General features: G+C 72.0%; 17 protein-coding genes. 7 read left to right on the forward strand and 10 right to left on the reverse strand.

Going from position 1 to position 21,557, the window contains the following annotated elements; all coding sequences use genetic code 11:
* Positions 1-27 precede the first annotated feature (27 nt).
* The 3 genes from ACFV20_RS21700 to ACFV20_RS21710 all read right to left on the reverse strand — a co-directional run bounded on the left by ACFV20_RS21700 (position 28) and on the right by ACFV20_RS21710 (position 1,561).
* Positions 28-579: a two-component system response regulator gene (locus ACFV20_RS21700; protein ID WP_385658793.1), complete on the reverse strand. Its 552-nt coding sequence runs from the start codon at positions 577-579 to the stop codon at positions 28-30.
* A 137-nt stretch (positions 580-716) separates the two neighbouring features.
* The gene (locus ACFV20_RS21705) at positions 717-1,067 is read right to left on the reverse strand and encodes a chorismate mutase (protein ID WP_385658794.1); all 351 of its coding nucleotides are present in this window, start codon (positions 1,065-1,067) and stop codon (positions 717-719) included.
* A 20-nt stretch (positions 1,068-1,087) separates the two neighbouring features.
* On the reverse strand, positions 1,088-1,561 hold the full coding sequence (locus ACFV20_RS21710) for a GNAT family N-acetyltransferase (protein ID WP_385658796.1): 474 nt from the start codon (positions 1,559-1,561) through the stop codon (positions 1,088-1,090).
* Positions 1,562-1,685: 124 nt separating this feature from the next.
* Between ACFV20_RS21710 and ACFV20_RS21715 the strand changes: the two genes are divergently transcribed.
* Entirely contained in the window at positions 1,686-2,573 is an 888-nt protein-coding gene (locus ACFV20_RS21715) for a hypothetical protein (protein WP_385658798.1), read from the forward strand.
* 30 nt (positions 2,574-2,603) lie between these two features.
* Here the strand turns inward: ACFV20_RS21715 and ACFV20_RS21720 are convergent, their stop codons facing one another.
* The 5 genes from ACFV20_RS21720 to ACFV20_RS21740 form a co-directional block, all read right to left on the reverse strand.
* Positions 2,604-4,280 carry a cytochrome bc complex cytochrome b subunit gene (locus ACFV20_RS21720; RefSeq protein WP_385658800.1) on the reverse strand — a complete coding sequence of 559 codons (1,677 nt, stop codon included), beginning with the start codon at positions 4,278-4,280 and terminating at the stop codon, positions 2,604-2,606.
* A 110-nt stretch (positions 4,281-4,390) separates the two neighbouring features.
* Complete coding sequence (locus ACFV20_RS21725) at positions 4,391-5,125, reverse strand: vWA domain-containing protein (protein ID WP_385658802.1); 735 nt, start codon at positions 5,123-5,125, stop codon at positions 4,391-4,393.
* A gap of 280 nt (positions 5,126-5,405) precedes the next feature.
* Complete coding sequence (locus tag ACFV20_RS21730; protein WP_385658804.1) at positions 5,406-6,869, reverse strand: glutamate synthase subunit beta; 1,464 nt, start codon at positions 6,867-6,869, stop codon at positions 5,406-5,408.
* Positions 6,862-11,460: a glutamate synthase large subunit gene (gene gltB / locus ACFV20_RS21735; protein ID WP_385658894.1), complete on the reverse strand. Its 4,599-nt coding sequence runs from the start codon at positions 11,458-11,460 to the stop codon at positions 6,862-6,864. The genes ACFV20_RS21730 and gltB overlap by 8 nt, the downstream gene beginning before the upstream one ends.
* A 382-nt stretch (positions 11,461-11,842) precedes the next feature.
* Positions 11,843-12,574, reverse strand: a complete 732-nt coding sequence (locus ACFV20_RS21740; RefSeq protein WP_385658806.1) for a VIT1/CCC1 transporter family protein — start codon at positions 12,572-12,574, stop codon at positions 11,843-11,845.
* 229 nt (positions 12,575-12,803) lie between these two features.
* On the opposite strand from ACFV20_RS21740, the gene ACFV20_RS21745 reads away from it, so the two are divergent.
* Genes ACFV20_RS21745 through ACFV20_RS21770 form a run of 6 tightly spaced genes read left to right on the forward strand, consistent with a single transcriptional unit; the run spans position 12,804 to position 19,571 of the window.
* Positions 12,804-13,772, forward strand: a complete 969-nt coding sequence (locus ACFV20_RS21745; RefSeq protein ID WP_385658807.1) for an ADP-ribosylglycohydrolase family protein — start codon at positions 12,804-12,806, stop codon at positions 13,770-13,772.
* Positions 13,769-15,007: an ADP-ribosylglycohydrolase family protein gene (locus ACFV20_RS21750; protein ID WP_385658809.1), complete on the forward strand. Its 1,239-nt coding sequence runs from the start codon at positions 13,769-13,771 to the stop codon at positions 15,005-15,007. Before ACFV20_RS21745 ends, ACFV20_RS21750 begins: the two co-directional genes overlap by 4 nt.
* Before the next feature lie 7 nt (positions 15,008-15,014).
* A complete protein-coding gene (locus tag ACFV20_RS21755) occupies positions 15,015-16,202 on the forward strand; it encodes an ADP-ribosylglycohydrolase family protein (RefSeq protein ID WP_385658811.1) in 1,188 nt (395 codons plus the stop codon).
* Positions 16,190-17,551, forward strand: coding sequence for an ADP-ribosylglycohydrolase family protein (locus ACFV20_RS21760; RefSeq protein WP_385658813.1), 1,362 nt, complete (start codon positions 16,190-16,192; stop codon positions 17,549-17,551). Before ACFV20_RS21755 ends, ACFV20_RS21760 begins: the two co-directional genes overlap by 13 nt.
* Complete coding sequence (locus ACFV20_RS21765) at positions 17,548-18,759, forward strand: CaiB/BaiF CoA transferase family protein (RefSeq protein WP_385658814.1); 1,212 nt, start codon at positions 17,548-17,550, stop codon at positions 18,757-18,759. The genes ACFV20_RS21760 and ACFV20_RS21765 overlap by 4 nt, the downstream gene beginning before the upstream one ends.
* A complete protein-coding gene (locus ACFV20_RS21770) occupies positions 18,756-19,571 on the forward strand; it encodes an HpcH/HpaI aldolase/citrate lyase family protein (protein WP_385658815.1) in 816 nt (271 codons plus the stop codon). The genes ACFV20_RS21765 and ACFV20_RS21770 overlap by 4 nt, the downstream gene beginning before the upstream one ends.
* Positions 19,572-19,648: 77 nt before the next feature.
* Here the strand turns inward: ACFV20_RS21770 and lgt are convergent, their stop codons facing one another.
* On the reverse strand, positions 19,649-20,629 hold the full coding sequence (lgt, locus tag ACFV20_RS21775) for a prolipoprotein diacylglyceryl transferase (RefSeq protein WP_385658817.1): 981 nt from the start codon (positions 20,627-20,629) through the stop codon (positions 19,649-19,651).
* Between the two features lie 85 nt (positions 20,630-20,714).
* Complete coding sequence (locus tag ACFV20_RS21780) at positions 20,715-21,491, reverse strand: DsbA family protein (protein ID WP_385658819.1); 777 nt, start codon at positions 21,489-21,491, stop codon at positions 20,715-20,717.
* Positions 21,492-21,557 lie beyond the last annotated feature (66 nt).

Below are 21,557 nucleotides of genomic sequence, written 5' to 3' on the forward strand. Positions count from 1 at the left end.
CGGATCGGTACGTCCCCGATGTCCGGTCTAGGTGCGGTCCTTTTCGAGCTCCCCGGCGTGCGCCCCCATGGGCCGCTGCGTCGGCACGCGCGCGTCGGGGTGCGGCAGTGCGGGGCGCGCGGGGGGTGCGGCGGTCCCGGTGTGCTCTCCCACGAGGGCGCGCAGGCGGTGCACCTCCCGCTCCAGGGCGAGCCGGCGCCGGTGGGCGTCGTAGAGGTAGCGGACCTTGGTGCGCAGGGCCCAGGGGTCGACGGGTTTCAGGACCAGGTCGGCGACGCCGAGCCGGAAGGCGGCGGTGGTCAGTTCGTGGTCGGCTCCGAAGCCGGTGAGCAGGATCACGGGGATGTGCTGGGTCTGCTCCACGCGCCGCATGTAGCGCACGACCTCGAGGCCGCTGACGCCGGGCATGCGCACGTCGAGCAGCAGCAGGCCGACCTGGCCGCGCAGCACCTGTTTGAGTGCCTCGTCGCCGCTGGTGGCCCGGCCGAGCAGGTAGCCCAGCGGGGCCAGGGCGCTTTCGAGCGCGTACAGCGTGTCCTCGTGGTCGTCGACGATGAGGATCCTGGTATCCGACGGCATGGCCCGACGCCCCTCCCTCGTGGAGGTCCAGAGTAGTCCGGGACACTGACGCGCAGTGCTCGTCAGCTGACATGCTGTGTACAGCGCAGCATGCCCCGAGCGGGCCGCCGTGTCACTCCCCCGGGGCGCGCGCGAGGTCAGTTGCCGCCTGGGGCGGCGCCGTTGAGCGCCTCGTCCGCGATGCGCTCGTGGTGGCGGATGACTTCGGCGACGATGAAGTTCAGGAACTTCTCGGCGAAGGCCGGGTCGAGTTTGGCGTTCTCGGCGAGGGCGCGCAGCCGGGCGATCTGGCGGGCCTCGCGGGCCGGGTCGGCGGGCGGCAGCTGGTGCTGGGCCTTGAGGTGTCCGACCTGCTGGGTGCACTTGAAGCGCTCGGCGAGCATGTGGACGACGGCCGCGTCGATGTTGTCGATGCTGTCGCGCAGCCGGCTGAGCTCTGCGCGGACGGCGGGGTCGACGTCGGGGGAACCGGTGTTGCTGGTGGTCATGGGGCGTCAGCCTACGGGGATCACGCCGGGCCGCCGAGGGCCGTCTCATCCTTCGGCGGGGTGAGCTGCCGGTGGAAGCAGACGTCCTGGTGGCCGCCGGGGACGCCCCCGATACGGGCTCGTTCGCGGAAGCCGAGCCGGGGGTAGAAGCCGGGCGCCTGGAAGCTGTACGTGGAGACGATCATGTCGGTGCAGCCGCGCCGGGCGGCCTCGTCCTGCGCCGCGCGCATGATGCGGCCGCCCCAGCCGCGGTGCCGCCGGTCCTCGCGCACCCACAGCAGGTCCACGGAGCACAGGGTGCCCCAGGTCCAGGCGGTGAGCCCGCCGACCAGGTCGCCGTTGTCGTCGGTGACGGAGACGGAGAGGGGCTCGGTGGCGGCCCCGCCGGCGGCGGTGTTGAAGGCGGTCAGTTCCTCGTCGAGCCGCTGTTCGAGGTCGTCGTCCCGGCCGCCGACCCGGAGCGTGCCGGCGGGGGTGTGCTGTTCGCTGGTCACGGCCCGGAGTGTGCCGGAGCGGCGGGGGCGGCGGCGACCGGTTTTCGCGGTGCCGGGGCCCGTCCGCGACGGGGTGGGTCCTCGTACAGTGGAACCGGGTTCAGGGGCGTCTTGGGGGTGAGGCGTGGCGAACGACGGGCCGGTCGAGCACGGGTACCCGCATCTGGAGACGGTGCGGGCGGCCATCACGGCGTTGTACAGGCGTCTGTCGTACGACACCGTCCGGACGTTCGAGACCAGTGTGCTCCCCGTCGACGTGGCGTTCTGCGACACCGACGACCTGTATCTGGGGGCGCAGCGGGTGGCGCACGAGCTGGTGCGGCACTACCGGCTGCCGGACGCCCGGCTGATCGTGAGCTTCCGGGAGATGCGGTACGCGGCGAACGTGGAGCTGACGGCCGGGCCGGAGTACTTCGTGGAGCTGAACGACCGGTTCCGTACGCACCGCCGGGACATCGGCGCGGCCCTGGCGCACGAGGTGACGCACGTGTACCTGCATCGGCTCGGCCTGTCGTTCCCGGGTGTGCGGGACAACGAGATCCTGACGGACACCGCGACGACGTATCTGGGGGCGGGGTGGCTGCTGCTGGACGCGTTCCGGGAGGACGGGGCGTCCTCGCAGAAGCTGGGGTATCTCACGCCGGAGGAGTTCGGGTACGTGCTGGCCAAGCGGGCGCTGCTGTTCGGTGAGGATCCCTCGGTGTGGTTCACCAGCGCGCAGGCGTACTCGGCGTATGTGAAGGGCAGGGAGCTGGCCCGCCGTGACGGGCAGGAGCCTCCGCTGACGGCGGCGGGGTGGGCGGGGCGGCGGCGGTACGCCCGGGACCGGCGGCACGCGCCGGGGGATCCGCCGCAGCCGGGGGTGCGGTACGTGTTCTCCCCCGACGGGGGCGGGCGGCTGCGGGTGTCGTTCCCCTGCCCCACGTGCCACCAGCGGATCAGGGTGCCGGTGCGGGGGCGGGTCCGGGCGCGGTGTGCGCTGTGCCGGAGCGTGCTGGAGTGCGACACGTAGCGTTGTGGGGCGCGTGCCGGGTCCCGGCTGTCAGTGGGGGTGGTCGCCGCTGGTGATCTCCCGGTACTGCTCCACGGTCGGCTTCTCGATGCGGGCGTCGGGTCCGTACATGGCCTTCGCGAGCCGGGCGCGCAGCCGTTCGGACCGTTTGATCCTGCGGCGGACGCCCGCCGCGTCGACCTCGGGCCCGGTCTCGTGGGGCGGCAGCTGTTCGTGCTGGGTGAGGGTGAACAGTTCGGCCTGGGTGAGGGGCTCGTGGACCTCGACGTACTCGCCGGTGGGCAGCCGTTTGATGGTGCCGGTCTCCCTGCCGTGCAGCACTTTGGCGCGGTCGCGGCGCTGCAGGCCCATGCAGATCTTCTTGGTGACGATGAATGCGGCGACCGGCAGCACGAAGACGCCGATCCGCACGAACCAGGTGATGACGTTGATGGACAGGTGCAGATGGGTGGCGACGATGTCGTTGCCGCCGCCGATCAGCAGCACCGCGTACAGGGTCAGCCAGGCCACGCCGAGGCCGGTGCGCACGGGGGCGTTGCGCGGCCGGTCCAGGATGTGGTGCTCGCGTCGGTCGCCGGTGACCCACGCTTCGAGGAAGGGGTAGAGGCCGAGGGCGAGCAGGATCAGCGGGAAGAGCGAGAAGGGGATGAACACGCCGAGGACGAGCGTGTGCCCCCAGAGGTTGATCTCCCATCCCGGCATCACCCGGATCAGGCCTTCGGAGAAGCCGAGGTACCAGTCGGGCTGGGCGCCGGTGGTGACCAGGTCCGGGCGGTAGGGGCCGAAGGCCCACACGGGGTTGATCTGGGCGACCGCGCCCATCACCGCCAGCACGCCGAAGACGAGGAAGAAGAAGCCGCCGGCCTTGGCCATGTAGACCGGCAGGAACGGCATGCCGACGACCGACCGCTCCTCGCGTCCGGGGCCCGGGAACTGGGTGTGTTTGTGGTAGAAGACCAGGATCAGATGGGCGGTGACCAGGCCCAGCATGATCCCGGGCAGCAGCAGGATGTGGACGGGATAGAGCCGCGAGATGATGTCGTCGCCCGGGAACTGACCGCCGAACAGGAAGAACGACAGGTACGTCCCGACGATCGGGATGGACAGGATGGCGCCCTGGGCGAAGCGGATGCCGGTGCCGGACAGCAGGTCGTCGGGGAGGGAGTAGCCGGTGAGGCCGGTGATGATGCCGAGCATCAGCAGGGTCCAGCCGAAGAGCCAGTTCAGCTCGCGGGGCTTGCGGAAGGCGCCGGTGAAGAACACCCGCATCATGTGCACCAGCATGCCGGTGATGAAGACCAGCGCCGCCCAGTGGTGGATCTGCCGGATGAGCAGCCCGCCGCGCACGTCGAAGCTGATGTCCAGCGTGGACTCGAACGCCCTGCTCATGAGGACGCCGTTGAGGTCCGTGTAGGAGCCGTGGTAGACGACCTCCTGCATGCTGGGTTCGAAGAACAGGGTGAGGTAGACGCCGGTGAGGATCAGCACGACGAAGCTGTAGAGGGTGACCTCGCCCAGCATGAAGGACCAGTGGTCCGGGAAGACCTTGCGCATGTTGGCCTTGGCCAGGGTGAGGAGCCCGAGCCGCCCGTCCGCCCAGTCGGCGAGCTTCTCCCCCGTGCCGGCGGGAGGCCTCCGCCGGGCGGAGTCCGTCCCGTAGGCCCGTCGTGCGCCGCCGTCCACCCGTCGTGCGCCGTCGTCGCCCATACGTCGTCGCCTCCCCGTCGGATCCTTCCCAGCGTGGCACGGCGGCGCGGCCCTGCAAACGGGGGGTGGGCCAAGGGGCGGGCCGGTTGGGCCAGGGGGGCGAAGGCCGGTCAGCGGCGGCCGGGGTCCCTGACGATGCCCTGCGCCCGGGCGGCCACGAGCCATTTCGGGAACTCGCCCACCAGCTGGTCGTACAGCTCGGCGTCCGGCACCTTCCGCGGGTCCTGCCCGGCGTGGAAGAACCCGGCGTTGTCGACGACCCGCTTGGCGGGCACGGCCAGTTCGTCCAGCTTGCGCAGGAAGTCGAACTGCTTGCTGTGGGGGTCGCCGAACCCGATGAACTGCCAGAACAGCGGCAGCCCGGCCGCCTTGCACAGATAGCGTTCGGCGGCGAGCTTGTTGATCGGCCCGCCGTCGGTCTGGAACACCACCAGGGCGGGTGCCGTGGCGCCGCTGTCGAGGTAGTGGTCGATCACGGCGTCCATCGCCAGGTGGTAGCTGGTCTTCCCCATGTGCCCGAGGCCGGCCGCGATCCGCTCGACGCGCCCCTCGTGCCCGGCCAGGGCGATCTCGGTCTCGGCGTCGACGTCGGTGGAGAAGAACACCACGGGCACGCTGCCGTCGTCGTCGAGGTGCGCCGACAGCCCGAGCACCCGGTCGGCCAGCGCCTGCACACTGCCGTCCTTGTAGTACGGCTTCATCGACCCGGAGTAGTCGATGACGAGGTAGACCGCGGCCCGCAGCCCGTCCAGCCCGTGCTTCGCGAGGGACACCCCGGCGTGCTTGTAGAGGTTCACCAGCGCGGGGGCGGTCTCCTGGACCTTGCTCAGACTGATCGCGGCCATGGCCGGAATCATCTCACTCCTCGACGCCCCCTGTGCCGCTCGGTTCGCGCACCAGGTCGGCCGGGCCGAGCAGTTGGGGATCGTGGGAGGGCGGCCAGGGCCGCGACGCCCTCGCCGCCGACCACGGCCCGCGGCATCCAGGGGTGGGCCGGACGCGCACGGCGACGGGACCGGCCGAGGATGTGCGACGGCGCCTGCCCGGGCGTCCGGTCGGGGACTGGGGGGCAGGCGCCGTCAGTGTTCCGTACGCCTTTGTACGGGACGTTTTCGGGATGAACCGTCAGACCATCAGCGCGCGGTCCGTCGGACGGATCGGTGCCGGCAGGTCGCTCGTGCCCGCGAGAGCACGGTCGACTCCGCGCGCCGCCGAGCGGCCCTCGGCGATGGCCCACACGATGAGCGACTGGCCGCGGCCGGCGTCACCGGCGACGAAGACGCCCGGCACGTTGGTCCGGAAGTCGGCGTCGCGGGCGATGTTGCCGCGCTCGTCGAGCTCCAGGCCGAACTGCTCGACCAGGCCGTTGTCCCGGTCGGTGCCGGTGAAGCCCATGGCGAGGGTGACCAGCTGGGCGGGGATCTTGCGCTCGGAGCCCGGCTTCGGGGTCAGCTTGCCGTCGATGAACTCCACCTCGGTGAGGTGCAGCCACTGGACGTTGCCGTCCTCGTCGCCCTCGAAGTGGGTCGTGGAGACGGAGTAGACCCGCTCGCCGCCCTCCTCGTGGGCCGAGGTGACCTTGTACAGCATGGGGAAGGTCGGCCAGGGCTGGTTGACCGGGTGCCGCTCCTCGCCCGGGCGGGGCATGATCTCCAGCTGCGTGACGGAGGCCGCGCCCTGGCGGTGGGCGGTGCCCACGCAGTCCGCGCCGGTGTCGCCGCCGCCGATGACCACGACGTGCTTGCCCTCGGCCGAGATGGGGGGCGCCACGAAGTCGCCCTCCTGCACCTTGTTGGCCAGCGGCAGGTACTCCATGGCCTGGTAGATGCCCTTGAGTTCGCGGCCGGGCACCGGCAGGTCGCGGGCCGTGGTGGCGCCGACGGCCAGGACGACCGCGTCGTAGCGCTTCTTCAGGTCCGTGGCCTTCAGGTCGCGGCCGATCTCGATGCCCGTGCGGAAGCGGGTGCCCTCCGCGCGCATCTGCTCGATGCGGCGGTTGATGTGCCGCTTCTCCATCTTGAACTCGGGGATGCCGTAGCGGAGGAGGCCTCCGATGCGGTCCGCGCGCTCGTAGACGGCGACGGTGTGGCCGGCGCGGGTCAGCTGCTGGGCGGCGGCGAGACCCGCCGGGCCCGAGCCGACGACGGCGACGGTCTTGCCGGACAGGCGCTCGGGGATCTGCGGGGCGACGTCCCCGGTCTCCCACGCCTTGTCGATGATCGAGACCTCGACGTTCTTGATGGTGACCGGCGGCTGGTTGATGCCGAGCACACACGCCGACTCACAGGGAGCGGGGCACAGGCGGCCGGTGAACTCCGGGAAGTTGTTCGTCGCGTGCAGACGCTCCGAGGCCGCCGCCCAGTCCTCGCGGTAGGCGTAGTCGTTCCACTCGGGGATCAGGTTCCCGAGCGGGCAGCCGTTGTGGCAGAACGGGATGCCGCAGTCCATGCACCGGCTGGCCTGCTTGCTGATGATGGGCAGCAGCGAGCCGGGGACGTAGACCTCGTTCCAGTCCTTGACGCGCTCCTCGACGGGGCGGGACTTGGCGAGCTCGCGCCCGTGGTTCAGGAAGCCCTTCGGGTCAGCCATTGATCGCCGCCTCCATCATCTTCTCGTGGGTCTCGGTCTCGGAGAGACCGGCTCGCTCGGCGGCGTCCTTGGCGGCGAGCACTGCCTTGTAGGTGCTGGGGATGATCCTGCTGAACCGCTCGACGGCGGTGTCCCACTCGGCCAGGAGCTTCTCGGCGACGGTGGAGCCGGTCTCCTCCTGGTGGCGGCGGACCACGTCGTGCAGCCACTGCTTGTCGGTGTCGTCCAGCGGCTCGACGGCGTCCAGGTTGCCGACGTTGACGTTGTCGCGGTCCAGGTCGATGACGTACGCGATACCGCCGGACATGCCGGCCGCGAAGTTGCGGCCCGTCTCGCCGAGGACCACCGCGTGACCGCCGGTCATGTACTCGCAGCCGTGGTCGCCCACGCCCTCGGAGACGACCGTGGCACCGGAGTTGCGGACGCAGAACCGCTCGCCGACCTTGCCGCGCAGGAACATCTCGCCGCCGGTGGCGCCGTAGCCGATGGTGTTGCCGGCGATGACGCTGTACTCGGCGAGGTGGTCGGCCGCGCGGTCCGGGCGGACGACGATCCGGCCGCCGGACAGGCCCTTGCCGACGTAGTCGTTGGCGTCGCCCTCCAGGCGGAGCGTGACACCGCTCGGCACGAAGGCGCCGAAGGACTGGCCGGCGGAGCCGGTGAAGGTGATGTCGATGGTGTCGTCGGGCAGGCCCGCACCGCCGAACTTCTTCGTCACCTCGTGGCCGAGCATGGTGCCGACCGTGCGGTTGATGTTGCGGATCTCCACCTGGGCGCGCACCGGCTGGGCGTCGGCGGCACCGGCCGCGGAGAGCGCGTCGGAGGCCAGCTTGATCAGCTGGTTGTCGAGCGCCTTCTCCAGGCCGTGGTCCTGGGCGATCAGCTGGTGGCGGACCGCGCCCTCGGGCAGCTCGGGCACGTGGAACAGCGGCTCCAGGTCCAGGCCCTGCGCCTTCCAGTGGTCGACGGCCCGCGTGACGTCGAGGGTCTCGGCGTGGCCGACGGCCTCCTCGATGGAGCGGAAGCCCAGCTCGGCGAGGATCTCGCGGACCTCTTCGGCGATGAACTGGAAGAAGTTCACGACGTACTCGGCCTTGCCGGAGTAGCGCTCGCGCAGCACCGGGTTCTGTGTGGCGATGCCGACCGGGCAGGTGTCCAGGTGGCAGACGCGCATCATGACGCAGCCGGAGACGACGAGCGGAGCGGTCGCGAAGCCGAACTCCTCGGCGCCGAGCAGCGCGGCGATGACCACGTCGCGGCCGGTCTTCAGCTGGCCGTCGGTCTGGACGACGATGCGGTCGCGCAGGCCGTTGAGCAGCAGGGTCTGCTGGGTCTCGGCGAGGCCGAGCTCCCAGGGACCACCGGCGTGCTTCAGCGAGGTGAGCGGCGAGGCGCCCGTGCCGCCGTCGTGGCCGGAGATGAGCACGACGTCCGCGTGGGCCTTGGACACACCCGCGGCGACGGTGCCGACGCCGACCTCGGAGACCAGCTTCACGTGAATCCGCGCCTGCGGGTTCGCGTTCTTCAGGTCGTGGATCAGCTGGGCGAGGTCCTCGATGGAGTAGATGTCGTGGTGCGGGGGCGGCGAGATGAGGCCGACGCCGGGCGTCGAGTGCCGCGTCTTGGCGACCCACGGGTAGACCTTGTGGCCGGGCAGCTGGCCGCCCTCGCCGGGCTTGGCGCCCTGGGCCATCTTGATCTGGATGTCGTCGGAGTTGACCAGGTACTCGGAGGTCACACCGAAGCGGCCGGAGGCGACCTGCTTGATGGACGACCGGCGCGCCGGGTCGTACAGGCGCTCCGGGTCCTCGCCGCCCTCACCGGTGTTGGACTTGCCGCCCAGCTGGTTCATGGCGATGGCGAGGGTCTCGTGCGCCTCCTGGGAGATGGAGCCGTACGACATGGCGCCCGTGGAGAAGCGCTTGACGATCTCGGAGACGGGCTCGACCTCGTCGATGGAGATCGGCTGCCGGTCCGACTTGAAGCCGAACAGGCCGCGCAGCGTCATCAGCCGCTCGGACTGCTCGTTCACCCGCTCGGTGTACTTCTTGAAGATGTCGTACTTGCCGGAGCGCGTGGAGTGCTGGAGGCGGAAGACCGTCTCGGGGTCGAACAGGTGCGGCTCGCCCTCGCGGCGCCACTGGTACTCGCCGCCTATCTCCAGCGCGCGGTGCGCCGGGGCGATGCCGGAGGCCGGGTAGGCCTTGGCGTGCCGGGCGGCGACCTCCTTGGCGACGACGTCGATGCCGACACCGCCGATCTTGGTGGCCGTGCCGTTGAAGTACTTCTCGACGAAGGCCTCGTCGAGACCGACGGCCTCGAAGACCTGGGCGCCGCGGTAGGAGGCGACGGTCGAGATGCCCATCTTCGACATGACCTTCAGCACGCCCTTGCCGAGGGCGTAGATGAGGTTGCGGATGGCCTGCTCGGGCTCGATGCCGGGCAGGAAGGTGCCGGCGCGGACCAGGTCCTCGACGGACTCCATCGCCAGGTACGGGTTGACGGCGGCGGCGCCGTAGCCGATGAGCAGGGCGACGTGGTGGACCTCGCGGACGTCACCGGCCTCGACCAGCAGGCCCACCTGGGTGCGCTGCTTGGTGCGGATGAGGTGGTGGTGGACGGCAGCGGTGAGCAGCAGCGACGGGATCGGCGCGTGCTCGGCGTCGGAGTGGCGGTCCGACAGGACGATCAGGCGGGCGCCGTTGTCGATGGCGGCGTCGGCCTCGGCGCAGATCTCCTCGATCCGGGCGGCCAGGGCGTCACCGCCGCCGTGCACCCGGTACAGGCCGGACAGCGTCGCGGCCTTGAAGCCGGGCATGTCGCCGTCGGCGTTGATGTGGATGAGCTTGGCCAGCTCGTCGTTGTCGATCACCGGGAAGGGCAGCAGGACGCTGCGGCAGGAGGCCGCGTTCGGGTCGAGGAGGTTGCCCTGGGGGCCCAGCGACGAGCGCAGGGAGGTGACCAGTTCCTCGCGGATGGCGTCCAGCGGCGGGTTGGTGACCTGCGCGAACAGCTGGGTGAAGTAGTCGAAGAGCAGCCGCGGCCGGTCCGACAGGGCGGCGATCGGCGAGTCGGTGCCCATCGAACCGATCGGCTCGGCACCGGCCTTGGCCATCGGCGCGAGGATGACGCGCAGTTCCTCCTCGGTGTAGCCGAAGGTCTGCTGGCGGCGGGTGACGGAGGCGTGCGTGTGCACGATGTGCTCGCGCTCGGGCAGGTCCTCGAGCTCGATCTCGCCGGCTTCGAGCCACTCCGCGTAGGGGTTCTCGGCGGCGAGCTGGGCCTTGATCTCGTCGTCCTCGATGATGCGGTGCTCGGCGGTGTCGACGAGGAACATGCGGCCGGGCTGGAGGCGGCCCTTGCGGACGACCTTGGAGGGGTCGATGTCCAGGACGCCGACCTCGGAGCCGAGGACGACGAGACCGTCGTCGGTGACCCAGTAGCGGCCGGGGCGCAGGCCGTTGCGGTCGAGGACCGCGCCGACCTGGGTGCCGTCGGTGAAGGTGACGCAGGCCGGGCCGTCCCAGGGCTCCATCATCGTGGAGTGGAACTGGTAGAAGGCACGCCGGGCCGGGTCCATGGAGTCGTGGTTCTCCCACGCCTCCGGGATCATCATCAGCACCGAGTGGGGCAGGGAGCGGCCGCCCAGGTGCAGGAGCTCCAGGACCTCGTCGAAGGAGGCGGAGTCGGAGGCGTCGGGCGTACAGACCGGGAAGATCCGGTCGATGGCCTTGTCGTCGCCGCCGAACAGGTCCGAGACGAGCTGCGACTCGCGGGCCACCATCCAGTTGCGGTTGCCCTTGACGGTGTTGATCTCACCGTTGTGCGCGACGAAGCGGTAGGGGTGGGCCAGCGGCCACGACGGGAACGTGTTCGTCGAGAACCGGGAGTGCACGAGCGCGATCGCGGAGGCGAAGCGGCGGTCGGACAGGTCCGGGAAGAAGGGCTCCAGCTGGCCGGTGGTCAGCATGCCCTTGTAGACGATGGTCCGCGCGGACAGCGACGGGAAGTAGACGCCGGCCTCGCGCTCGGCGCGCTTGCGCAGGACGAAGGCCTTGCGGTCGAGGGCGATGCCCTCCGAGACGCCGTCGCCGACGAAGATCTGGCGGAAGACCGGCATGGTCGACCGGGCGGTGGCACCCAGCAGCTGGGGAGCGACCGGCACCTCGCGCCAGCCGAGGACGGTGAGGCCCTCGTCGGCGGCGATCGTCTCGATCTGCGAGACGGCGTCGGCGGTGGCGTCCTCCGGCAGGAAGGCGATGCCGACGGCGTAGGAACCGGCGCCGGGCAGTTCGAATCCGGCCACCTCGCGGAAGAAGGCGTCCGGCACCTGCGACAGGATGCCGGCACCGTCACCGGAGTCGGGCTCGGAGCCGGTGGCGCCGCGGTGTTCCAGGTTGCGCAGGACGGTCAGAGCCTGCTCGACCAGGGTGTGGGACGCCTCGCCGGTGAGGGTGGCGACGAAGCCGACGCCACAGGCGTCGTGCTCGTTGCGGGGGTCGTACATACCCTGCGCAGCAGGGCGAGCATCCATGAACGACCAGTTCTGGCCATTCGCGGAATGCTGGGACGGCTGGCGCGGCGTACGCATCGGCTCTCCCGTCGTCGTCATGTGGCATATGCAAAGTGCCGAGGGACGACGTTGGCCCTCGCGTGATCGCAAAATTTCGTGCAGGTTACATGATGGAGCGGTTCTCGGGAACCGGGATAATCCGTTCCAGCATGCGGACACTGCGGGTTCACGGCGGGGGTACCGGACCAGCAGTGGAAGCTATGGAGGGGCCGCACGAAACGATCGGGTCAGATCGCCTTCCGCCGGCCCGGGGAGCGGGACAGGCGTCTTCGCCCGACCCGCTGCGGTGCGCGACGGGCGTCGTTGCCCGCAGCGCTTACGGCTCATGCCCGGTCGTCGCACGCCCGAAACCAACGAGTAACGACTACTTATGCGGCCCCTTGCATAAGTCCGAGTCGCGCTATCCTACGGCCGTTCCGAACAAGGTGCCCAGGGCGTACGTCACACCGGCCGCCGCACCTCCCAGGAGGAGCTGCCGCAGCCCGCTGTACCACCAGCTGCGGGCCGTCACCTTGGCCACGACCGCGCCGCACAGGAAGAGCCCCAGCAGCGCCAGCAGCACGGCCGGCCACATGCTGCTCGCCCCCAGCAGATAGGGCGCGACGGGAATCAGCGCGCCCAGCGCGAAGGAACCGAAGCTCGACACCGCGGCCACGGTCGGCGAGGGCAGGTCGCCGGGGTCGATCCCCAGCTCCTCGCGGGCATGGATCTCCAGCGCCTGCTCGGGGTCCTTCGACAGCTGCCGGGCGACCTCGCGGGCCAGCCCCGGCTCGACGCCCCTCGACTCGTAGAGCGCGGCCAGCTCGGCCTCCTCGTCCTTCGGGTGCTTGCGCAGCTGGCGCCGCTCCACGTCCAGCTCGGCCTCGACGAGTTCGCGCTGGGAGGCGACGGAGGTGTACTCACCGGCGGCCATGGAGAAGGCACCGGCGGCCAGGCCCGCGAGTCCGCTGAGGATCACGGTGTGCTGACTGACCGCACCGCCCGCGACACCGGTCATCAGAGCGAGGTTGGAGACGAGGCCGTCCATCGCGCCGAACACCGCGGGACGCAGCCAGCCGCCGTTCACGTCCCGGTGCGTGTGATTGTCCCGGTGCGCCTCGTGCAGCGTCGCCTCGGTCTCGATGATGGCCATGGAAAGAACCCCACTCCCCGCAGTCCCGGATGCCCTCTTGGACAAGTTCCAGAGTTTTACAACGCCGAAACTACGCTCTTGATTCCTTCGCCGCCAGCAAGGAAAGGCTGCGCTAACCTGCGGGTTTACCCTCTTCCGCTCACTTGATCATGAGCCCGCACAGATGTCGACCGGGTGATGCTGGGGCTCATGAGGCTCGGCGGAGTCACCGGAGTGGGACACATGCCCCATGGCATCGATCGGGCTCCGCACACGGGCACGGGGCGCACTGCTGGGCCTGGCCGTCGGTGACGCGCTCGGGGCCCCCGCCGAGAACATGAAGCCCTCCGAGATCCGCGCGCGGTGGGGCCGGATCACGGGGTACGTCGCCGAGAGGCCGGCGGGCACGGACGACACCGAGTACGCGATCTTCTCCGGCCTGCTGCTGGCCCGGCACGGCGGCGCACTCACCCCCGCCCATGTGGAAGCGGCCTGGCACGAGTGGATCGCCGACCGCGACGAGGGCCCCTTCCGCGGCGCCGGTTTCAGCGAACGCGGCACCCTGGAGAACCTCCGCCGTGGCCTGGCAGCCCCGATCTCCGCCCAGCACCGGCACGCCTGGAGCGACGGCCTGGCCATGCGGGCGGCACCCTTCGGGGTGTTCGCGGCGGGCCGCCCGGCGGAGGCGGCCCGGCTGGTCGCGATCGACGGCTCGGTGAGCCACGACGGGGAGGGCATCTACGGCGGCCAGGCCGTCGCCGCGGGCGTCGCGGCGGCGATGGCCGGCGCGCCGCCGGACGCGGTCGTGGCGGCGGCTCTCGCGGTGGTCCCCGACGACTCCTGGACGGCCCGCAGCCTGCGCCGCGCGGTGACCGTCGCCCACCGCGGCGAACGCGCGGTCCGCACCGCGGTCGTCATCGGCGGCTACCCCTGGACGGACCTGGCCCCCGAGGCGGTCGCCCTGGCCTTCGGCGCGTACGCGGCGGCCGACGGCGACTTCGAGCAGTCGGTCCTGACGGCGGTGAACATGGGCCGCGACGCGGACACGACGGCGGCGGTGGCGGGGGCCCTGGCGGGTGCGACCCGCGGCGAGTCGGCGATCCCGCGGGCCTGGGCGGCCCCCATCGGCCCGGTCCTCGGCAGGTGCCTCCCGGCGATGGCCGGCCACCACGTCCTGGACGTGGCGGACCTGCTGACACCGGCGGAGGTTCCCTCATGACGACGTACGAAGCGGAAGTCGCCGACGGTGAAGCCGCCCCACGGGAGACCAGGCCCCCTCGGGTGACTATCACGGGCCGTGCGCGGGCGGGAGACAAAAGGGCCGAAGACGAAGCCGAGGCCCCAAGACGCGCCGAAGGCCTTCTGCTCGGGCTCGCCGCCGGCGACGCCGCCGGCTGGCCCGCCGCCCGCCACAGAGCCGCCCGCATGCCCGACTGGACCCGCCGCCTCACCCGCGAACTCGACACCTTCGCCGAACAGAACGCCACCACCACCCTCCCCGTCCCCATCGCCCTCAACCAGCCCCCCGAACCCCTCCGCCTCGGCCCCTCCGACGACGCCGAGTGGGCGGCCTTCGCCGCCGAAGCCCTCCTGCGCGCCGGCGACGACACCGTCCGGGACGACCTCAGCCGCGAACGCCGCACCCGGGCCGCCATCGACCTCACCTGGAACGCCCTGGCCGCCGAGGTCGCCGCCGCGGCGAACCGCGCCCCCGAGATCGAGTCCGCCGTCCTCCCCCTGCGCGCCCGCATCTCCGTCCGCGCCGGCCTCGGCAACCTCGCCACCGGCCTGCGCCCGCCCGCCACCGGCCACGACAACCCGCACTACTTCGACGACGCGGCCTGCGTACGCGCCTGCGTCCTGGCCGTGGCCCACCCCGGCGACCCCCGCGGCGCCGCCGACCTCGCCGAGTTCGACGCCCGCTACACCCAGGACGGCGACGGCGTCCACGGCGCCCGCGCCATGGCGGCGGCCCTGGCCCTCGCTCTGGCCGGCGCCCCCGTGGACGCCTGTGTCACCGCGGCCCTCGCCGAACTCCCCGAGGAGACGGAGATCGGCCGCAACGCCCGGCAGGCCCTGCTGCTCGCCGCCGCCGCGGACAGCGCGTTCGCCCTGGTCCCGCCCCTGGAGCACCAGATCGTCGACCACGTCTACAGCTACGGCATCGCCGCCGCCGAGACGGTCCCGGTCGCCCTCGCCCTGGCCACCGCCGCCCGCGGCCGCATCGCGGAGGCCGTCCCCGCGGCGGCCTGCCTGTCCCGCGTCGCGGACTCCGCCCCGGCCCTGGCCGGCGCCCTCACCGGCGCCCTGGGCGGCGGCGCGTCGATCCCCGGGCCCTGGCGGGAGACCTGCCGCACCCTCTCCGGCTGCGTCCTGCCCCGCCTGACCGGCACGGACCTCGTGGAACTCGCCGGACTCCTGGAAGCCGTCCAACCGGCCCGCCCGGGTGGATGATGCGGCCATGCAGCCCAAAGCCCCCATGCAACTCAAAGCCCACCAAAACACCCCGCTGGACGAGCGGATCACCGGTGCCCTGGTCGGAGCCGCGGTCGGCGACGCGCTCGGCGGACCCGTCGAGGGCTACTCGCCCGAGCAGATCCTCGAACGCCACGGCGGCCGTGTCCACGGCGTCGTCGGCCCCTGGCACGGCGACGACTGGCGCACCGCCCGGCCCCTCGCCCCCTACCACAAGGGCGACGGTCACGTCACCGACGACACCCTGATGACCCACGCCCTGGTCCGGGTCTACGCCCGGGTCCGCGACCACCTCGACGCCTACGCCATCGCCGACCACCTGGTCCCGGACCTGATGACCGAGCCCCGCTGGATCCCGGAACTGGAGACCGAGGCACTCCCCCTCCAGCGGATCTTCCTGGCGGAGAAATGGCTGGTGACGCGGATCCACTACGGCCACGCCGACCCGCGTGAGGCCGGCACCGGCAACATCGTCAACTGCGGGGCGGCGATGTACATGGCCCCCGTCGGACTGGTCAACGCGGCCGACCCGCGCGCCGCCTACGCCGAGGCACTCGACATCGCCGGCGCGCACCAGTCGTCGTACGGCCGTGAGGCGGCGGGCGTCCTGGCCGCGGCCGTGGCGGCGGCGTGCACCCCCGGTGCCACCCCGGACTCGGTCGTCGCCCGGTGCCTCTCCCTCGCGAAGGACGGCACCCGGGCCGCGATCGAGCGGGTCTGCGAGGAGGCGTCCCGCCACACGGACTTCGAGTCGGCCCTGCGCCCGCTGCGCGAGGCCGTGGCCCCCTACGACACGGTGGGCCCCGACTACCGCTCCCCCTCACTCGGCGCCCGCCGCCCTTCCCGTCTGCACGCGATCGAGGAACTGCCCGTCGCGCTGGGCATGGTGGTGGTGGCACGGGGCGACTACCGGCACGCGGTGCTCGGGGCGGTGAACTACGGCCGCGACTGCGACTCCATCGCCACGATGGCCGGCGCCCTGGCGGGTGCCCTGGGCTCACCGGCCCCGGAGGACTGGGCCAAGACGGTCGCGGAGGCGAGCCGCCTGGACCTCTGGGAGCCTGCAGCCACCCTCACCGCCGTCGCCCGGGAGATCTTCGGCCGGGACGTGTCCCGCCGCCGCGCCCACGAGCAGGCCTTCGCGTCCCTCGGAGGCGCGGAATGCTCCGACTGACCTGGGTCCAGCCGGAGGACCTGATCGGCCACGAGATCCGCCAGGCGGTCCTGGACGGCCGCGAGCCGAAGGCGATCGCGGCCCGCTGGCGAGCGGCGGGCGGCCCCGACGCCCCGGCCGCCGGGGGCGCCTCCCCCACCCCGGCGTCCCGCTACCTCCGTCAACTGGCGGAAGACCTCCTGGACGAACTGGCCGACCTGCCGAGCGCGTTGGCGGACGACGAACCCACGGACCTGGGCAGGATCCGGGCTTCCTGCCCCGACTGGCCGGAGCCGGGGGGCAGCAGGGCCACCACCCCCCATGCCCTGGAGGCCGCCTGGCTCGGCCGCGCCGCCGGATGCCTCCTCGGCAAACCGGTCGAGAAGCTCCCCCTCGACGCGATCCGCCGACTGGCCCGGTCCACCGGCAACTGGCCCCTCACCACCTACTTCACCGCCCGGGGCGTCCCCGAGGACCTCCTGCGGCAGCACCCCTGGAACCGCCGCTCGGCAGCCACCTCCCTCGCCGAGAACATCGACGGCATGCCCGAGGACGACGACCTCGACTACCCCCTGCTCAACCTCGTGCTCCTCCAGCGGCACGGCAGGTCCTTCACCCCCACCGACCTGGCCCGGACCTGGCTCGACGAACTCCCCGCCGGGCGGACGTTCACCGCCGAACGGATCGCGTACCGCAACCTGCTGACCGGCGTGGAGCCCCCGCGCACCGCCCGTCACCGCAACCCGTTCCGCGAGTGGATCGGTGCCCTGATCCGCGCCGACGTGCACGGCTGGACCAACCCCGGCGACCCGGCCGCGGCGGCCGAGCAGGCCCACCGGGACGCCACCCTCACGCACACCGCCAACGGCGTGTACGCCGCGATGTTCGCGGCGGCCGCCATCGCGACGGCCGCGACCGGCGACCACGACGTCCACGCCTGCCTGCGCACCGGCCTGACCGTCGTGCCGCCCCGCTCCCGCCTCGCCCGGGCCGTCCGCGAGGCCGTCGGGCTCGCCCACCGGCACCAGGACTTCGACACGGTGGTCGACGCCCTCCACCGCGCCCACGGCAGCACCCACCACTGGGTGCACGCCGTCCCCAACACCGCTCTGCTCGCCGCCGCCCTCACCCACGCCGACGGCGACTTCACGGGCTCGATCCGCCGTGCCGTCAGCGGCGGTTGGGACACCGACTCCAACGGCGCCACGGCCGGCTCCCTCGCCGGACTGCTCGCCGGGCACCCCGCGGCGCTCCCCGACCGCTGGACGGCCCCCCTGAAGAACCGGCTGGCCACCTCCATCGGCGACTTCAACGGCATCGGCTTCGACGCCCTCGCCCACCTCACACACCGGGAGACCCGCCGCCCATGACCACGCCCACGACCGCGTCGACGTCCGCGCCCCTCAGCGGCCTGCGCGTCCTCGACCTCGCCACTCTCTTCGCCGGCCCGATGGCCGCCACCCTGCTCGGCGACTTCGGCGCCGACGTCGTCAAGATCGAGCATCCGGCGAAGCCGGACCCGTCCCGCGGCCACGGCCCGTCGAAGGACGGCGTGGGCCTGTGGTGGAAGATGCTCGGCCGCAACAAGCGGACCATGACCCTCGATCTGTCCAAGCCCGGCGGCCGCGCCACCCTCCTGCGTCTGGCCGCCCGCACCGACGTGATCATCGAGAACTTCCGCCCCGGCACCCTGGAGAAGTGGGACCTCGGCTGGCCGGAGCTGTCGGCGGTCAACCCCCGTCTGGTGCTGGCCCGCGTCACCGGCTTCGGCCAGTTCGGCCCCTACGCCCACCGGCCCGGCTTCGGCACCCTGGCCGAGGCGATGAGCGGCTTCGCCGCGATCACCGGCGAACCCGACTCGCCCCCGACCCTCCCGCCGTTCGGCCTCGCCGACTCCATCGCGGGCCTCACGACGGCGTACGCGGTGATGACGGCGCTCGCCGCCCGCGAACGCACCGGCGAGGGCCAGGTCGTCGACCTGGCCCTGATCGAACCGATCCTGGCCGCCCTCGGCCCCCAGCCCCTCTGGTACGACCAGCTCGGCCACGTCCAGCCCCGCACCGGCAACCGCTCCCCGAACAATGCCCCGCGCGGTGTCTACCGCACCGCGGACGGCACCTGGGTCGCCGTGTCCACCTCGGCCCAGTCGGTCGCGGAACGCGTGATGCACCTGGTCGGCCGCCCGGAACTGATCGACGAGCCCTGGTTCGGCTCGGGCGCCGACCGCGCCCGCCACGCCGACGTCCTGGACGAGGCGGTCGGCGGCTGGATCGCCGCACGCACCCGCGACGACGTCCTGGCCGCCTTCGAGAAGGCCGAGGCGGCGGTGGCCCCGGTCCAGGACGTCCGCGACGTGATGGCGGACCCGCAGTACCAGGCCCTGGACACCCTCACCACCGTCGACGATCCCGAACTCGGCCCGCTGCGCATGCAGAACGTCCTCTTCCGGCTCTCCGCCACGCCCGGCGCGATCCGCTGGGCCGGCCGCCCGCACGGCGCCGACACCGAGGAGGTCCTCACCGAACTGGGCCTGACCCCGGACGACCTCACGGCGCTGCGCGCGGAGGGGGCCCTGTGACGGCGTACCCGCTCACCTGGCTCTACGCCCCCGGTGACCGCCCCGAGGTGGTCGCGAAGGCCCTCACCCGCGGGGCCGACGTCGTGGTCGTCGACCTGGAGGACGCGGTCTCCCCGGACCGCAAGGCCTACGCCCGCGCCGCCACCGCCGACCTGCTGGCGGACCCGCCGGCCGTTCCGGTCCACGTGCGCGTCAACGCCCCGGACAGCCCCTGGGGCGAGAACGACATCGCGGCCCTGGCCCCGGCTCCCGGGCTGTCGGGGCTCCGCCTCTCCAAGATCACCTCACCCGCCGACGTCACCCGCGTGGCCCGCCGAGCGGCCGGGGCCGGCCTGTACGCCCTCCTGGAGACGGCCCTGGCCGTGGAGCAGGCGTACGCCATCGCCGGCGCCCACCCCGACCTGCGCGGCATCGCGCTCGGAGAGGTCGACTTGCGGACCGACCTCGGCGTTCGCGACGACAGCGGCCTCGACTGGTCGCGCTCCCGGGTGATCGTGGCGGCCCGGGCCGCCGGTCTGCCTCCGCCGCCGCAGTCCATCCACCCGGACATCCGCGACCTGGACGGGCTGGCCACGTCCTGCGCGCACGGCCGTGCCCTGGGGTTCCTCGGCCGCGCCGCGATCCACCCCCGCCAGCTCCCGGTGATCGAGCGCGCCTACCTGCCCACCGACGCGGAGATCGAACAGGCGGAGACGGTCCTCAAGGCGGCTGCCGCGGAGCAGGGCGCGCAGGCCCTCCCCGGCGGCCGTTTCATCGACGCGGCGGTGGTGACGGCCGCCCGGCGCACCTTGTCACTGGCACGGCGGCGCTGACATGCCGCCGCTGACACGCCGAGAGCGCCCGGGGACAGGTCTCCGGGCGCTCTCGGTTCGTCACGCAGGGCGGGCCGTCAGCTCTTCTTCCCCGACCCGGCCTCGTTCTTGGCGGCGTTCCCGGCGTCGTCCGACTCGGCCTCGGTCCCGGTCCCGGCGTTCTCGTCCTTGTCGGTGACCTTGTCGGCCGTGCCCGTGTCCTCGGACTTCCCGGCGCCTTCGGAGTCGTCGCCGGAGGCCGCGGCGCCGGGCTCCACGATCTCCTCCCGCCCGGGCCGCTTCTTCGACGACACCACCAGGTACGTCACGGCGAGCAGGAACACGAGGATCGCGGTCCAGACGTTCAGCCGAAGGCCCAGGATGTGGTGGGCGTCGTCGACGCGCATGTACTCGATCCACGCCCGGCCCGTGCAGTACGCGGCGACGTACAGGGCGAACGCCCGGCCGTGCCCGAGCCGGAAGCGGCGGTCCGCCCAGATGACGAGGAACGCCACGCCGATGCACCACAGCGACTCGTACAGGAACGTCGGGTGGTACGTGCCCGGCACCCGCCCGTCCGACGAGGAGGTGATCTCCAGGGCCCAGGGCAAATCGGTGGGCTTGCCGTACAGCTCCTGGTTGAACCAGTTGCCCCAGCGGCCGATCGCCTGGGCGAAGGCGATGCCCGGCGCGACGGCGTCGGCGTAGGCGGGCATCGGGATGCCACGGCGGCGGCAGCCGATCCACGCGCCCACCGCGCCGAGTGCGATCGCGCCCCAGATGCCGAGGCCGCCCTCCCAGATCTTGAAGGCGTCCACCCAGTCGCGGCCCTCGCTGAAGTACAGCTCGTAGTCCGTGATCACGTGGTAGAGCCGGCCGCCGACCAGGCCGAACGGCACGGCCCAGACAGCGATGTCGGCCACCGTGCCGGCCCGCCCGCCCCGGGCGATCCACCGCTTGTTGCCGAGCCAGACGGCAACGAAGACGCCGATGATGATGCAGAACGCGTAGCCTCGCAGCGGAATGGGACCGAGGTACAGCACCCCGCGCGACGGGCTGGGAATGAAGGCAAGTTCCATGGCAAGGTCGACGCTACCGTGCCGCACGGGGGCCGCGACGGGCGGCCCGGCTACGGGTCCATAACGGGGGCGTGAGAATTTTCGTTCACCCCTGGTTCGCCTCCTGCACCATCTGCTTCAGCTTGGCCGGGGTCATCGTCCGGTCCTGGTAGATGTTCTTGCCGTCGAACAGCACGGTGGGCGTGCCCGAGAAGTCGCCCTTGTCGAAGGCCTGGTGGGACTTGGCGACCCAGCCGTTGTGCGTGCCCTTCTCGACGCAGGCGCGGAACGCCGGGGTGTCCAGGCCGTCGACCTTGCCGGCCAGCTCGATCAGCTTGGCGTTGTCCGCGTAGGCGTCGTCGACCTCCGGGGGCTGGTTGTCGAAGAGCACGTCGTGGTACGCGGGGAACTTCCCGGCGTCCTGGGCGCAGGCCGCCGCGTTGGCCGCGTTGCGGGAGCCGGTGCCGCGCATGTTGCCGTCGATGAGGGTGACCAGGTGGTACTCGACCTTGAGCTCACCGGCGTCCGTCAGCTCGTGGATCACGGGCCGGTAGACCGTCTCGAAGGATTTGCAGGCGGGGCAGCGGAAGTCCTCCCAGACCGTGAGCGTGGACTTGGCGCCGTCCTTGCCGACGGGGATCGCGAGGCTGTCCTTGCCCTGGGCGCCGGAGGGCGCGACGACCGGGCCCGAGGCCTCGCTGCCGTCGTCCTTCCCGGCGTTGGCCGCCACGACGCCGATCACCGCCGCGAGTCCCAGGACGGCGACGACGGCGCCGCCGACGATCAGCGCGCGCCGGCGCTTGTCCGCGGACTTCTGCTTCTCGCGCTCGACCGCCAGCTTCTCCCGGGCGGTGCGCTTTCCCTCACGGTTCTTCTCGCTCACACCCCGGAAACGAACCGGGGAGGCGCACCGCGCCTCCCCGGTCCCAGGTCCACCCGTACGAGGGAC

The sequence above is a fragment of the Streptomyces sp. NPDC059696 genome (assembly GCF_042733745.1).
In the GTDB taxonomy this organism is placed as follows: Bacteria; Actinomycetota; Actinomycetes; order Streptomycetales; family Streptomycetaceae; genus Streptomyces.

Excerpts from the sequence above, each read along its gene's own strand:
- ACFV20_RS21700 (WP_385658793.1), bottom strand. The coding sequence starts at position 579 with ATGCCGTCGGATACCAGGATCCTCATCGTCGACGACCACGAGGACACG.
- ACFV20_RS21705 (WP_385658794.1), bottom strand. The coding sequence starts at position 1,067 with ATGACCACCAGCAACACCGGTTCCCCCGACGTCGACCCCGCCGTCCGC.
- ACFV20_RS21720 (WP_385658800.1), bottom strand. The coding sequence starts at position 4,280 with ATGGGCGACGACGGCGCACGACGGGTGGACGGCGGCGCACGACGGGCC.
- ACFV20_RS21725 (WP_385658802.1), bottom strand. The coding sequence starts at position 5,125 with ATGGCCGCGATCAGTCTGAGCAAGGTCCAGGAGACCGCCCCCGCGCTG.
- ACFV20_RS21730 (WP_385658804.1), bottom strand. The coding sequence starts at position 6,869 with ATGGCTGACCCGAAGGGCTTCCTGAACCACGGGCGCGAGCTCGCCAAG.
- gltB (WP_385658894.1), bottom strand. The coding sequence starts at position 11,460 with ATGCGTACGCCGCGCCAGCCGTCCCAGCATTCCGCGAATGGCCAGAAC.
- ACFV20_RS21740 (WP_385658806.1), bottom strand. The coding sequence starts at position 12,574 with ATGGCCATCATCGAGACCGAGGCGACGCTGCACGAGGCGCACCGGGAC.
- ACFV20_RS21745 (WP_385658807.1), top strand. The coding sequence starts at position 12,804 with ATGGCATCGATCGGGCTCCGCACACGGGCACGGGGCGCACTGCTGGGC.
- ACFV20_RS21750 (WP_385658809.1), top strand. The coding sequence starts at position 13,769 with ATGACGACGTACGAAGCGGAAGTCGCCGACGGTGAAGCCGCCCCACGG.
- ACFV20_RS21755 (WP_385658811.1), top strand. The coding sequence starts at position 15,015 with ATGCAGCCCAAAGCCCCCATGCAACTCAAAGCCCACCAAAACACCCCG.
- ACFV20_RS21760 (WP_385658813.1), top strand. The coding sequence starts at position 16,190 with ATGCTCCGACTGACCTGGGTCCAGCCGGAGGACCTGATCGGCCACGAG.
- ACFV20_RS21765 (WP_385658814.1), top strand. The coding sequence starts at position 17,548 with ATGACCACGCCCACGACCGCGTCGACGTCCGCGCCCCTCAGCGGCCTG.
- lgt (WP_385658817.1), bottom strand. The coding sequence starts at position 20,629 with ATGGAACTTGCCTTCATTCCCAGCCCGTCGCGCGGGGTGCTGTACCTC.